The organism is Chrysiogenia bacterium (genome assembly GCA_020434085.1).
Lineage (GTDB): Bacteria > JAGRBM01 > JAGRBM01 > JAGRBM01 > JAGRBM01 > JAGRBM01.
Map to the genome: position 1 here is coordinate 1 of JAGRBM010000400.1, position 12987 is coordinate 12987.

General features: G+C 60.4%; 12 protein-coding genes. 6 read left to right on the forward strand and 6 right to left on the reverse strand.

Annotated elements, in window-relative coordinates:
* Window positions 1-312 (forward strand): hypothetical protein (locus KDH09_13730; GenBank protein ID MCB0220755.1); only part of this gene is annotated, 312 nt, incomplete at its 5' end.
* A 48-nt stretch (window positions 313-360) separates the two neighbouring features.
* Here KDH09_13730 and KDH09_13735 read toward each other — a convergent pair.
* The 6 genes from KDH09_13735 to KDH09_13760 all read right to left on the reverse strand — a co-directional run bounded on the left by KDH09_13735 (window position 361) and on the right by KDH09_13760 (window position 8792).
* Window positions 361-831: an SCP2 sterol-binding domain-containing protein gene (locus KDH09_13735; GenBank protein ID MCB0220756.1), complete on the reverse strand. Its 471-nt coding sequence runs from the start codon at window positions 829-831 to the stop codon at window positions 361-363.
* Between the two features lie 17 nt (window positions 832-848).
* Window positions 849-1406: a hypothetical protein gene (locus tag KDH09_13740; GenBank protein MCB0220757.1), complete on the reverse strand. Its 558-nt coding sequence runs from the start codon at window positions 1404-1406 to the stop codon at window positions 849-851.
* A complete protein-coding gene (locus tag KDH09_13745) occupies window positions 1388-2989 on the reverse strand; it encodes an NAD(P)/FAD-dependent oxidoreductase (GenBank protein ID MCB0220758.1) in 1602 nt (533 codons plus the stop codon). The genes KDH09_13740 and KDH09_13745 overlap by 19 nt, the downstream gene beginning before the upstream one ends.
* A 13-nt stretch (window positions 2990-3002) precedes the next feature.
* Window positions 3003-4631 carry an NAD(P)/FAD-dependent oxidoreductase gene (locus KDH09_13750; protein MCB0220759.1) on the reverse strand — a complete coding sequence of 543 codons (1629 nt, stop codon included), beginning with the start codon at window positions 4629-4631 and terminating at the stop codon, window positions 3003-3005.
* A gap of 444 nt (window positions 4632-5075) precedes the next feature.
* Complete coding sequence (locus KDH09_13755; GenBank protein MCB0220760.1) at window positions 5076-6617, reverse strand: acyl-CoA synthetase; 1542 nt, start codon at window positions 6615-6617, stop codon at window positions 5076-5078.
* 21 nt (window positions 6618-6638) lie between these two features.
* Window positions 6639-8792 carry an acyl-CoA dehydrogenase gene (locus KDH09_13760; protein MCB0220761.1) on the reverse strand — a complete coding sequence of 718 codons (2154 nt, stop codon included), beginning with the start codon at window positions 8790-8792 and terminating at the stop codon, window positions 6639-6641.
* Between the two features lie 164 nt (window positions 8793-8956).
* On the opposite strand from KDH09_13760, the gene KDH09_13765 reads away from it, so the two are divergent.
* From KDH09_13765 to KDH09_13785, 5 genes are all read left to right on the forward strand, one after another.
* Window positions 8957-9691: a FadR family transcriptional regulator gene (locus KDH09_13765; GenBank protein ID MCB0220762.1), complete on the forward strand. Its 735-nt coding sequence runs from the start codon at window positions 8957-8959 to the stop codon at window positions 9689-9691.
* Between the two features lie 148 nt (window positions 9692-9839).
* A complete protein-coding gene (locus KDH09_13770; GenBank protein MCB0220763.1) occupies window positions 9840-11030 on the forward strand; it encodes an amidohydrolase in 1191 nt (396 codons plus the stop codon).
* A 14-nt stretch (window positions 11031-11044) separates the two neighbouring features.
* A complete protein-coding gene (locus KDH09_13775) occupies window positions 11045-11917 on the forward strand; it encodes a crotonase/enoyl-CoA hydratase family protein (protein ID MCB0220764.1) in 873 nt (290 codons plus the stop codon).
* 119 nt (window positions 11918-12036) lie between these two features.
* A complete protein-coding gene (locus KDH09_13780; protein ID MCB0220765.1) occupies window positions 12037-12402 on the forward strand; it encodes a DoxX family protein in 366 nt (121 codons plus the stop codon).
* 14 nt (window positions 12403-12416) lie between these two features.
* Window positions 12417-12987 (forward strand): AMP-binding protein (locus KDH09_13785; GenBank protein MCB0220766.1); only part of this gene is annotated, 571 nt, incomplete at its 3' end.

Genomic DNA, 12987 nt, shown 5'->3' on the forward strand with positions numbered 1-12987 from the left:
ATGCAGGCGGCCGGGCTTCTTTACGATGCCACCTGGCATGCGCTCTTTGTGGGTTTTGTCTTCGGAATGATTTTCGCCCACGCGCCCATTGTTTTTCCGGCCGTACTCCGCGTTCCGGTGCCGATGGCCGGACGCTACTACGTGCATTGGGCGTTGTTGCAGCTCTCGCTGGTCGCCAGGCTGGCGGGGGACCTGCTGGGCGACGCGCAGCTTCGCCGTGTGGGCGGGCTGCTGGGGGCGGCGGCAATCGTGCTCTTTCTGCTCAACACCGCAAGTGCGGCAGTTCTTGAATACAAGAAGCGGCGCGCCTGAGAGCCAGACGCGCCGCCTCGATTGAGCGCAACGCCCGGAGTCCTGAGTTCAGGCGCTGGCACGCTCGCCCTGAGTGGAATAGGGCGGTTTTCCTTTCGGCCATTCGGTGAACGCGGCGTTTCCGTAGAGATCGACGAGGACCTTGACCGCCACGGCATGCTGCATGAGAAAGCGCATGTCGCCACGCACCTTGATCGTGCCGCGAAGCCCCGCGGTGATGGGATCGACCAGCGAGGCCGCGATCCCCTCCCACACCGCCGCGGGTGCGGTAAAGCGGAAATTCAGTCCCTTGCCGTCGTGGCGCATGGACAGTGGGCAGTATTCCTCCACGCGGCCTTTGTCGAGGACGATCAAGTAATAGATTGCCCCGTCGCCCGCGACATACGGGGAGCTGCCGTCGCCCACGACCTCAAAGGTCGCGACGATCCGCTGCTGCGGCGCGAGTCTTTGCATCTCCTCGCACTCGTTCACCATTTTCTTCATGTCGCCATACCAGTCTTCTGAGTAGATGACCGACATCGGTACACCTCCTTTTGTTACATCAGTTGATCGAGATACCACCAGGACCCGCCGGCCGCGGCAGCCGCTCCGGCACCGATGGCGACCCACTTCCAGGTGGCCATTGGCTGGGTTTCCCGCAGTTCCTCGGGGATTTGCATGAAACGAAGCACCCCTACCAGGAAGGGAGCATCGCGAAGCGAAAAGCGAACTTTCATCTTTCTCTTGAACAGCAGCGCGAAGGGGCTTTCCTCGCCGGTGGTCAGATGAGCCACGGAAATGAAATCCGTTGTCATCGCCGGTGCGTTGTCGTCTTCAAGGCTGCTGTCGAGCAGGTGAATTCTCTCACCCGAGAAAATCATGCGCACGCACACGGCCTCGTCCTCGGCGGCGCGGAAGACCACTTCGCCGCAAAGCCCGCGGGCCTGGCTCACCTTGCGGGGAAACTCCGAGACATTCTGGGCCAGATACTGGTGGAGCATGTCCGCCAGTCCGCTGGCATCGTCCGGATTGGCAAGTGTCACCGGGTAGTCGCCCGAATCGACGGCAACATCGACGGCGGTGTAGTCGCGTGTTTCTAAATCTGATCCCACCATTTATCCATTCCCATGTCGTCGGCGATTGTGTTCAGACAGTTATACGCCGGGGCAAAGGTGATGTAGCCGTGCGGATGTTGCGATGCGCCGCACATGTAGAGCCCCTCAATGGGACTGCGGTAATAGGCGAGCTCGTCGGTGGGACGGTGTTCCAGCAGGTTGCCCGGATCGATCTTGCCCACCATCCAGTCGCCGAACCGGTAGTTGATCATCTTGCGGCTGATATCGAGCGGCGTCTCGGTAACCCACTTGCGGATGAGTCCTTCATCCATGTTGGTGCACACGCTCCGCCATTTCTCGATGCAGTGCTGGCCGTAGATCTGCTTGCGCTGTTCCCAGGCGCCGGCGCCGCCGGCATCTACCTCGTAGGGGACAAAGGCACGGATCAGGCCGGTGGCCTTTCCTTCGGGCGCATCGGTGGGGTCGTAGAGCGAGTTAACCGCGACATTGAGGGAGGGGTCTTCAGGCAGAATTCCGTGACGGATCTGGTTGAACTCGGCGATCATGCCGTCGAGTGATTCGTAGCCGATGTTCAGAATCCAGGCCCGGTCGATGTCGGGATCGAAGGCTGCCGCTTTGTATTTGGGAAAACCGTTCATGGACAGGTGCACGTTAAAGAGCGTGGCATCCTGATACTGGACATTGTGTACTGCCTGAATCGTCTTGCGTGGCAGGTGCTCGGGGCCGATCATCTTCTCGAAAGTCTGGTTGGCATCGATGCTGGAGCACACGAGCTTGTTGGCGCGAACGATCCCGTCGGGGGTGCGCACGCCCACGGCTTTGCCGTTCTCGACGATGATTTCCTCGACCGGCACCTGGGGAAACACGCGCCCGCCGTTCTTGACGATAACCCGCATGAGGGTGTGCGCCAGCCTGTGGGAGCCGCCCTTGCACAGGTGCCAGTTCGAGATCTTTCCAAGGAGCACCGGGTAACTGACGGCCAGCCCCTTGATGTCGGGCTGGTAGGCGCAGATCGCCGCGTGGAAGGCGAGCATCGCCTTGATGCGCTCGTTCTCGAAGTGCTTGTTGAGGAAGTCCGCTACTGACATGCTGCGGAGCTTGGCCTCGAGGAACTCGGAGCGGTCCTCGACGCCCCACGCGGCCAGTGCCTTGGTGATGTCGTTCAAGGCGATGGGCGGCGCGAACATCAGGGTGCGGACCATCAGGTCCAGATAACCATGGACTTCCTCGAACAGGCGCAGCCATGTCTCGGCATCCTTCTTCGAGAATCTCGCGAAGCTCTCGTAGGTCTTCTGCATATCCCGGTGGACGGTGATTGCCGTGCCGTCGGAGAAGATGCTTCCCATCTGCACCTCGGGCTGGGCGTAGTCCACGCCGTTGTCGAGCAACTTGAGATCGTCGTAGACCGGCGAGAGGCCCACCAGGGAGTGATAGTTGGAGTGGAGGTTGTGGAGGAAATTTGGTTCGGTGACTTCTTCGGTGCACAAGCCGCCGCCTTCTTCGGTGCGGCGCTCAAGCACAGCGACGCTCATCCCGCACTTGAGCAGGTAGGCGGCGAGCGCCATGCCGTTGTGGCCCGCGCCGATGACGATGGCATCGTATCCCTGGTCGAACATTCCCATGACGCGCGTCCTTTCAGTACATCCGGCCGGGCTTTTGCCAGACCGGCTTGTAGCCAAAGTCCTCACAGAGGATCTTGAAGCAGTTGTAACCCGGGCCCGCCGTGACGCCGCCGCCGGGGTGGCAGCAGCTTGCGGCAAGGTAGAGTCCCGGGATCTCGGTGGAGTAGCGCGAAGCGCCCGCGAAGGGGCGAAGCGCGTTGAGCTGGTCGATGCTCATGGCGCCGTGCCCGAAATCGCCTTCGCGCATCCGCATCCCGCGCTCCTGATCGAGCGGGGTGTGCAGATACTCGGCAATCACATTGCTGCGATTCATGTTGGGCGCGAACTTTTCGTAGAGATCGAGGAATCGCCAGTTGTAGGTCTCGCGAATCTCTTCCCACTCGGCTTCGCTGAGCGCGCTGGCACGGGGGAAGAAATACCAGCCGGTCAGGTTGTGCTTGCCCGGAGGGGCCTGCGTCTTGTCCCAGATGGAGTTGATCCACACGCCGGCTCCCGGAAGCTCGGGGATGCGGTCGATATGCCCTGCACGGCAATAGTCGAGGACTTCCTCTGCCGAGTCGTAGCCGACGACCTGATACCAGGCCTTGTTGATGTTCGGGTCGCGAGCGGCCGACTTGTAATCAGGGGCCTCGTGCAGCGCGAGCGCCACGGATCCCAGCACCTGATCGGGACCGTCCTTGAAGTTCTTCGAGCGGCGCACGTAGTAGTCGGAGAGCTTGTCCTCGCCGACGAGATCCAGGAAGGTATCTTTGACGCCGATGCCGCTGACCACGGCCTGGCGGGCCATGTATTTCTTGCCGTCCACGAGCTCGACGCCCACGGCTTTGCCGCCCTCGACAATGATCTTCTTGACGCGAGAGCCCTCGCGCATGGTGGCGCCTTCCTTGAGGCACGCGGTGACCATGGCGCCGTTGAGGCGGTGCGTTCCGCCCACCATCATGCGCCAGGTGCCCGGCATGAACAGGCACGCGAAAACGAAGATGCCGCCCATGCCCGGCCACTCAAGCGGGGGGCCGCAAAACTCGATCGCCACGCGGTAGAACAGGGCACGAATCTCGTCGGTCTCAAAAAGCTCGTCGATGCAGTCGCGGATGGACTTGTAGGCCATCTCTTCATCGAGCCCGAACTGCTTCATCAGCACCGACCAGGCGGCATAGGGCGGAGGAATCTCCTTCTTGTAGTTGAACTTCGGGGGTGGGGTGTACATGCCCATGGCCATCAGCGGCTCGAAGAGATTGGCCTTGGTCTTGAGGGCACGCCAGGTTTCGGCGTCCTTCTTTGAGTAGACCGCAAAGTTCTTGCAGGTCTCTTCGATCATGTCATTGCGATAAATGATGACCGGTGGCCGGCCGTCGCTGAAGGCGATGCCGGCCTGCGCCTCGGGATAAATCGTCCTTGCGCCCAGACTCTCCAGCTCGAAGTCGGAGAAGAAGGGCATGATGTGCAGGAACTCCATGAAGTTGGCATGGATGTTGTGGCAGAAGCCCGGGACGGTGTGCTCCATCGTATAGAGCGCGCCGCCCCACTCGTGTCGTCCCTCAAGGACGCAGACGTCGACACCGGCGCGGGCGAGATAGGCCGCGCACGTGAGCGCATTGTGCCCGCCGCCGACAATGACGACATCAAATTCTGTTCTTTCCATGTGCGAAGCACCTCCGCTGTTGGGACCGGGGCGCAAATGCCCGGTTTGCAGGCTGAATGCTCATGGAGGGTGTCGATTGGGAACATGCCGGTGGGTGAAACGGCATGCGCTGGTTTGGATGAAACTGGTGCTACCGCCTGTTGCGTCCTCCTTGCCGGAATTCTTGCCCACGGGGCTTGTCTGCCCCCGTGGGTGAAAATATGGTGACACGGGCGTCATTTTTGGGAGTATGATCTGGCTCAGGGTGGTAAGTGTCGCGATCAAACCCGGGTGGAATCTTGCCGGTCAGGTGTTTGATGCGATGTTGATGCTCTTAAATCGGCTTCCCTTCGAGTCTCGACGTCCACCGGATTCCCTCAAAGCCGCAAATAGTGCCCGATTTCGAGTCCCGTCCGTTCCGCCACGTTCTTCTCAAGAAGGAGCCTGTCGTAGCGGCAACGCTCGTTAGATGATCCTGCTGCTCCTGTCGCCCCAGTAACGATCCTTGAGCAGGCGTTTGTAGAGCTTTCCTGTCGGATGTCGCGGGAGCTCGGGCTCGAAGTCTATTGAGCGCGGGCATTTTACGTCCGCGATGCGCTCGCGGCAGAAGTCGATGAGTTCCCGGGCGAGTTCCGGGCCGGCAAGGCTCATGTCTTCGAGCTGGACCACCGCTTTGACCTCTTCGCCAAACTCTTCATTCGGCACGCCGATGACGGCGGCATCGGCGACCTTGGGATGCATGATCAGGGCGTTTTCAGTCTCCTGGGGATAGATGTTGACCCCGCCGGAGATGATCATGTGTGCCTTGCGATCGGTGAGGTAGAGCCAGCCCTCTTCATCCACATAGCCCACGTCGCCGATGGTGCTGTAGCCCTGCGGGCTTCTTGATCCGGCCGTCTTGTCCGGGTCGTTGTGATACTTGAACTTCGCCGGGCTCTCGAAATAGATCGTCCCTTCCTGCCCCGCCGGGACCTCGTTGAACTCCTCGTCCAGGATTCGGAGCTTGGCGTTGATGGGACGTCCTACCGAACCCTTGTGGGCAAGCCATTCCTCGGAATTGATGACGCAGAGTCCATTGCCCTCGCTTCCACCGTAGTATTCGTAGATGATCCGGCCCCACCATTCGATCATCGCTTCCTTAACGGGAATCGGGCACGGAGCGGCGGCATGGACGGCCATCTCCATGCTGGAGACATTGATGGCGTCGCGTTGTTCCCGGGGGAGTTTGAGCATGCGAACGAACATGGTGGGAACCCATTGGCTGTGGGTTACCTTGTATTTTTCGATCACCTTGAGGGATTCGAGTGCATCGAAGTGTTCCATGATCAACACGGTGGCCCCGAGTCGCAGTGCCGCCATGGTGAAGCCAAAGGGCGCGCCGTGATACATGGGAGCAGGAGAGAGAAAAATGCTGTCTTCGTTTACCTTGTAGACGCCGCCCACGATCTTCATGATTCCCGTGGGTTTTGTAAGCGGTTTGTCCGGCAGGGGGAGCTTCACGCCCTTGGGATGGCCGGTCGTTCCCGAGGAGTAGAGCATGGAGTTGCCCTCGAGTTCGTTCTCCGGCGGCGTGCTCGGCTGGGCGGCAAGCGCATCTTCCCAGGATTCGTAGCCCGGGCTCGGCTTGCCCACCATGTAGCGCGCAACCAGGTTCGGACACTTTCCGGCCAGAGCCTCGGCGATCTTGCTCTTCACTTCTGAGGTGATAAAGACCTTCGCCTCACAGTCTTCGATGATGTATTCGACTTCCGGCGGAGTCAGGCGCGAGCTGATGGGCGTGTAGTAAAGGCCCGCGCGCTGTGCGGCCCATGCGACGATCAGGAATTCGGCGTTGTTCTCCATGCACAGGGCGATGTGGTCACCACGTTGGAGACCGAGCGAATGAAACAGGTTTGCCCCCTGGTTGGAGCGCTCGGCCAGTTCGCCGAAGGTCACAACACGGCCGCTGCCTGTCAGGATGTAGGCGGGTTTGTCTGGATTCTTCTTCGCATGGATTTCGGGATTCATGGGTTACTCCTGACGATGCGGCTAGTTGAGCAGCGGGTCGCGGGGCAGATCGAGAATTCGCTCTGCAATCTGATTTCGAAGGATCTCGGAGGTGCCTCCCGCAATGGAGATCCCGCGGGTCTGCAGCAGCTCCATTCCGATTCTCGCTTCATATCCCTCGGTGACGGCGGAGAGCTCTCCGACTATTCGCGCGGCAAGGGCGGTGGACTCATGGTCGACTTCGGAGAGCAGCAGCTTGGTCACGTTTGCTTCGGCGCCCTGCTGTGCGCCCACGACCGCGCGGACAACGCTGCGGAGGTTGAGCAAGCGGTCTGACTCGCGGTTGGCCATCGCTGCTCCGACCTCGCGAGCGATGCCGACATCGTCAGGTGCGTGCTTGGCAAGCAGCTTGGGGAAGTTTGGTCCGCGGCCGAGGACCCCCTTGCCCCCGCTCAGACTGACGCGTTCATTTCCAAGGGTGTTGCGTGCAACGGTCCAGCCCTCGTTCACTTTGCCCACGACATCGGAGTCGGGGACGAAGACATCGTCGAGAAACACTTCGTTGAAGTGGGAATGCCCGGTGATCTGACGCAGCGGGCGAACCTCGACGCCATCCGCATTCAAATCGATCACCATCATGGAGATGCCCTGGTGCTTGGGAGCATCGGGATCGGTGCGAACGGTCGCAAATCCCCGGTTGCAGATCTGTGCCTCGCTTGTCCAGACCTTCTGTCCAGTGACGCGCCATCCCCCGTCGACCTTCACGCCGCGGGTCTTGACGGCGGCGGCATCCGAGCCGGCATCGGGTTCACTGAAGAGCTGGCAGAACCGCAGCTCACCTTCCAGGCTCGGGCGTACCCAGCGTTCCACCTGTTCGGGAGAGGCGTTCTGCGCAATCGTCAGGGTGTTCCAGGCACTGATGCCCATGCTTGGACGATCAACGCCTGCGAATTCCTCCTCGATGACGAGCTGCTCGATGGGACCTGCTTCACGGCCCCAGGGCTTGGGCCAGTGCGGCACGAAGTAACCAGAGTCACAAAGTGCTTTGCGCTTCTGGGCCTCCGGCAGTTTCTTGTATTCTTCAACGAACTTCCTGACTTCCTTGCGAATCTCTTCGGCTTCAGGAGGAAGGTCGATCGTCGTTCGCGACTTGATCCCCTTGCTGGCGAGCTGTGTGATGTCCTCGCGGGCCCGATCGACCGGTCCCATGAGCGCGCTCAGGGCATTTGCCCGCCGAAGGTAGAGGTGGGCGTCGTGCTCCCAGGTAAAACCGATTCCGCCGTGAACCTGAATATTCGTCTCCGCGCAGAAGACAAATGCCGGAAGCGCCAGGGCACAGGCGAATGCCGATGAAAGCTCCGCTTCTTCCCCGTTCTGCCCTTCGCGCGCCGCGCCCCAGGCAGCCGCAGTGGCTTTCTCGGTTTCGATGAGCATGTTGGCGCAGTGGTGCTTGACCGCCTGAAACATGCCGATTGGGCGGCCGAACTGCTCGCGAACCTTTGCGTACTCGGTTGCCATCTCCAGGCAGGCGCGCGCGCCGCCTGCAGCTTCGGCCGCACTGAGCGTGCGCGCCAGGCGCTGCGCCACACGGCGCGCACCCTTGAGGACGTTCTCGGGCGGCACTTTGATGTTCTCACAGGTTACCGCGCTTGCGCGGCGACTCCGATCGATGTTCTTGAGTGGTGTGATGCTGAGGCCTTCCTGATTCCGGTCCAGGATGACAATGTCGTCGCCTACTGCCAGCATCAGGACCTGTGCAAGATCGGCTCCCATCACGAGGCCAGCCGATCCGTTAAGTGCCCCATTCAATGACAGAGAGCCGTTCAGACCCACGCCGGCAGGGGCCGAACCCTCTGCCAAGCGGGGCAGGTACTGGCTTTGCGAGTGATCGGAACCGGACTCAGAAAGGATCGCTGCCGCCAGTGTGGTGGGCAGATAGGGGCCCGGTGCTATCGCGCGGCCCTGCTCTTCGAGGACGATGGCAAGCTCGGGAATCCCGAAGCCCTGTCCGCCGAATTTCTCATCGACGTGAATGCCCATCCAGCCGAGCTTGGCCATCTCGCCCCAGAAAGAGGGCATCTTCTCGGTCTTTTCGCTGAGCAGCTCGCGAGACTCGGCCCGGGCCTTGTTGGATTCGAGAAACGCGCGAGCAACGCGCGCAATTTCCTGGTGCTCTTCGGTAATCGCTATCGACATGGATTTGCTCCTGTGGAGATCTGAAGGGGCGGGATTCGGTTGAGACCGCCCTTGAGGCGACGGCAATACTATGATACTAGTTATAAATCTGTCAAGCGATCTAAACTGAAGGCCGGTCCAAGCGGATCAAATCGATTTCAGCAATGAGGAAGGACCACGGAAATATGGCCGAGCAGGAAACTACGGAGCGGGCAGCCGTGCAGGTGGCGCGCAAGATTGCGGGGCAGATTCGCAGCGGCGGGATGCGACCGGGAACCAAGCTCCCCGCGGAGCACAACATGGTTGAAGAACTCGGGGTTGCGCGTGCAACAGTGCGCGAGGCACTGCGTTTCTTGGAACTCCAGGGCGCGCTCCGAATCAAGGCGGGGCCGGGTGGTGGACCGGTTGTGAGCGTTCCCGGTACCGAGCATCTTGCCAGCGTATTGTCGCTCCAGTTGCAGTTCGCAGGTGCTCCCTATCAGGCGGTCCTCGACGCGCGAGGATCGATATACCCTGTTCTGGCTGCTGAAGCCGCCGATCATGCAAATCATCAGGACATAGAGCTTTTGCGGCAAAGCCTCTCAGAGATGGCCGCTAATGTCGAGGATCCGGACTTCGTGCTGCGTGAACACCGACGATTCCAGGCGCTGGTGGCCTCGGCCTCAGGAAACATGGTCCTCGGGCTGTTCGTCAATGCGCTGCACAGGATTTCCGAGCTGACAGGAATCAGGCTCGACTCCAAGTGGTGCCGCGGCGCGGTGCGCGATTGTGAAGAAGTGATTTCGGCGATCGAGCGTGGAGACGCTGAGGCAGCCCGGGAAGCGACGCAAAAGCACCAGGATGCGGCAAAACGATATCTTGAAAAAACCGTTCCGGATCGTCTGAAGGAACCCGTTGCCTGGATGGGCCCGGATCAATAGGACAAATCGTGGTTGACGGCTTCCCGGTAACTATGATACTAGTTAGTGGTCGCTCGCCACAGGGCTCCGGGAATCCGGGCTTGTCGAGGGTGGGGCGCGAATCCGAATCATCGCGGCAGTTCGTGCCGCGCGCGAGGAGCCTTCTCAGATGGAAAAATACGACGGTCCAATCTTTGATGCCGACAACCACTACTACGAAGCCCACGATGCATTCACGCGTCATGTGCCCAAGAGCATTCAGCCGCGCTGCGTTCAGTGGGTTGAGCTGGAGAATGGCCGGAAATACCACGTCGTTGCCGGCAAGATCAGCTTCGCAGTGGGAAATCCGACCTTCAATCCGATTTCCAAGCCCGGCGCGCTGCGCGAGTACTATCATGGCAATCCCCGCGGCAAGAAGTTCGGGGAGCTCATTCGTGAGTCGCTCGAGCCCATGCCGCCCGAGTACATGGACCGCGACAAGCGCATCGAGCGTTTGAAAGAGCAGGGGCTTGAAGCCGCCTGGCTCTTTCCCACTGCCGGCATCCTCTATGAGGAGGCTCTCTCCAAGGATACGGACGCCCTGTGCGCGACGTGTGAGGGGTTCAACCGCTGGCTCGACGACGATTGGGGCCTGGCCTACAAGGGGAAGCTCTTTAACGCGCCCTATATCTCTCTCGCAGATGTCGACTGGGCATGCCGGGAACTCGAATGGGCACTCAAGCAGGGAGCACGCGTAATCGTGATGCGACCGCACTCGGTTCGCACGCGTCTCCACGGATCGCGCTCACCAGGTGACGAAATGTTTGATCCCTTCTGGGCACGGGTAAACGAGGCCGGTATTACCGTCGTGGCACACGTGGGCAGCAGTGGTTACACCGCCAACGGCTACGCACGCTCCTCGATGAAGGATGCCTTGGGCGGCGGTGGCAAACCGACCGTGGCGAGCCTCAATCCCGAGCGTGCAATCTATGACTGGCTCCTCACACTTGCGTTCGACAAGATGTTCGAGCGCTTCCCGAATCTGCGGATCTGTTCGGTCGAGAACGGATCGGCCTTTCTGCGCGATCTCTTCGTCAAGCTCGGACATTCCAGAGATCGGATGCCCTATTACTACAAAGAAGACCCGTGCGAACTCTTCCGTGAGCACGTCTGGATCAATCCCTTCTGGGAGGACGACATCGCCGATATCGCGTCGATCATTGGCGCCGACCGCGTGATCTTTGGGTCCGACTGGCCTCACATGGAGGGCTTGGAGAAGCCGCTCGACATCTTCGAGGAGATCGAGGGAATCTCGCTCGAGGACCAGAAGAAGATTCTCTACAGCAACACGGCCGAGCTCAACGAGTTGCGGCCTGCCTGAGCGGGGATGGTCAGTTGAGCTACGAAGACATCCGCTACGAAGTCAGTGACGGGCGCGCCAGCATCACGCTGGCGCGCCCGAAAACCCACAACGCGATCACAACGAAGATGCTTGAAGAGCTAGAGGACGCGCTGTGGGAGGCCGATGACAATGTCGACGTTCACTGTGTGATTCTCAAAGGGGAGGGTGCCTCGTTCTGTTCGGGGTACGACGTGGGAAGACTGCCCGCAAGAGGTCGCAAGGGGGCCACGAACTACCGAACCGGTCGCAGTCACGATGACGACACCTGGCTCATCGAGCGCAACAACCGCCAGATCCGCGCGCTCTGGGAGATGCACAAACCGTCCATTGCGCAGGTCCATGGCGCCTGTCTGGCCGGCGGAACCGATCTCGCAATGGCCTGCGACATGGTGATCGCCGCAGACGACGCGCGCTTTGGGTTTCCTGCGGCGCGATCTTTCGGTGCGCTTCCAAACAATTTGTGGGTCTATCACTGCGGTCCCCAGTGGGCCAAGCGCCTTCAGCTTACCGGCGACGTAGTCACGGGCGCGGATGCTGAGAAGATTGGACTCGTGATGAAGGCGGTTCCCGCGGATCTTCTCGAAGACGAGGTCCAGGGGCTGGCCGACCGATTGTGCCTCATTGACACCGACCTCCTTGCCGCCAACAAGCGGATCATCAATCTCGGCCTTGAGCTGATGGGTGCGCAGACGCTGCAGCGCCTTGCAGCCGAGAACGACGCGCGTGCGCATCACGCCAACGCGGTGCGCGAGGCCGGTCGGAGCTTCAAAGAGCACGGGATCAAGGAAACCCTTCGCCGGCGGGACGAACCCTTTGGTGATGGCTTGGCGAAGGTCGGCAAGCCAGAGGGGCGTCTCAAAAAATAGGGCACGTCGGGCTGGCTCGATGCACGTCAGTTCATGGAGGGGGAATCGTGAGCAATCTGCTACAGCTTGAATTTTTGGCTCCATTTTCGGAGTGGGGCTGGCCTTTGGTGCGCCTGGTCATGGGCGTGCAGTTGGCCGCTCATGGCTTTCGCAAGGCGACGGGTGGGATCAAGGATTTTATTCCTTGGCTTGAGTCTCTCAAGGTGCCGGCGCCCAAAGTTGCGGCGGTTTGCGCGATGCTTGCCGAACTGGTTGGCGGGCTCTGCATTGCGGTGGGGCTCTTTACGCGCCCGGCCGGCGTAGCTGCAGCTTTTACAATGGCCGTGGCGATCGTGCTTGCGCACCTCGGAGACGCCAGGAATTTTGGCAAACCAGAGGCGGGCGCCTTCGAGTATCCTATGCTCATCCTCGCGGTTGCGATTGCTGCTTCCCTTGCCGGCGGCGGCCCCGTGTCTCTGGACGCATTGCTTGCAGCGGCACACTGATGGAGTCGGCACAGATGAGCGAACTCACGGATCTACTCAAACAACGAAATGTCAGGGAGCTACTGGCCAAGCCGTTTTCCAGTCTCGGCTATATCAACGTCGTCAAAAGCACGGCCGCAGCAGGGATTGCCAGCATCGGCGGAGCCACTTTGCCGCAGCATCTGCTGCCGGAGCTCTGGAAAAACCTTGGCTCTCGCAGAGCGATCGTCTCCCACACCGGGACGGTGTCATTTGCAGATCAGGCGGACCGTGCACTCCGGTTATCGAATGCCTTCTACGAAATGGGGTTGCGACGCGACGAACGCGTGGCCACGTTGCTCGCCAATGAGCAGGCATGGTTCGATACGATGCTGGCGTGCTTGATCTCGGGCTACAAGATGCCGATGCTCAACACGCACCTGAAATCTGCGGAGCTGGTCAAGTGCATCAACAGTTGCCAGCCCAAGATCCTGATTTTTTCGCCCGAGTTCATCGACGTCGTCAAGGAAATGGAGCCGAAACTCGAGTCCAGCCCGACGCTCGTGTGTACTGGGCCCGGGGACCTGTCGGCCCACTACTGCACTTTGGATTCTCTGCTGCAGGGCG

What these genes read in the sequence shown, in the direction of transcription:
- KDH09_13745 (MCB0220758.1), bottom strand. Translation starts at nt 2,989, where the DNA reads ATGGGAATGTTCGACCAGGGATACGATGCCATCGTCATCGGCGCGGGC.
- KDH09_13755 (MCB0220760.1), bottom strand. Translation starts at nt 6,617, where the DNA reads ATGAATCCCGAAATCCATGCGAAGAAGAATCCAGACAAACCCGCCTAC.
- KDH09_13750 (MCB0220759.1), bottom strand. Translation starts at nt 4,631, where the DNA reads ATGGAAAGAACAGAATTTGATGTCGTCATTGTCGGCGGCGGGCACAAT.
- KDH09_13770 (MCB0220763.1), top strand. Translation starts at nt 9,840, where the DNA reads ATGGAAAAATACGACGGTCCAATCTTTGATGCCGACAACCACTACTAC.
- KDH09_13735 (MCB0220756.1), bottom strand. Translation starts at nt 831, where the DNA reads ATGTCGGTCATCTACTCAGAAGACTGGTATGGCGACATGAAGAAAATG.
- KDH09_13765 (MCB0220762.1), top strand. Translation starts at nt 8,957, where the DNA reads ATGGCCGAGCAGGAAACTACGGAGCGGGCAGCCGTGCAGGTGGCGCGC.
- KDH09_13760 (MCB0220761.1), bottom strand. Translation starts at nt 8,792, where the DNA reads ATGTCGATAGCGATTACCGAAGAGCACCAGGAAATTGCGCGCGTTGCT.
- KDH09_13740 (MCB0220757.1), bottom strand. Translation starts at nt 1,406, where the DNA reads ATGGTGGGATCAGATTTAGAAACACGCGACTACACCGCCGTCGATGTT.
- KDH09_13780 (MCB0220765.1), top strand. Translation starts at nt 12,037, where the DNA reads ATGGGCGTGCAGTTGGCCGCTCATGGCTTTCGCAAGGCGACGGGTGGG.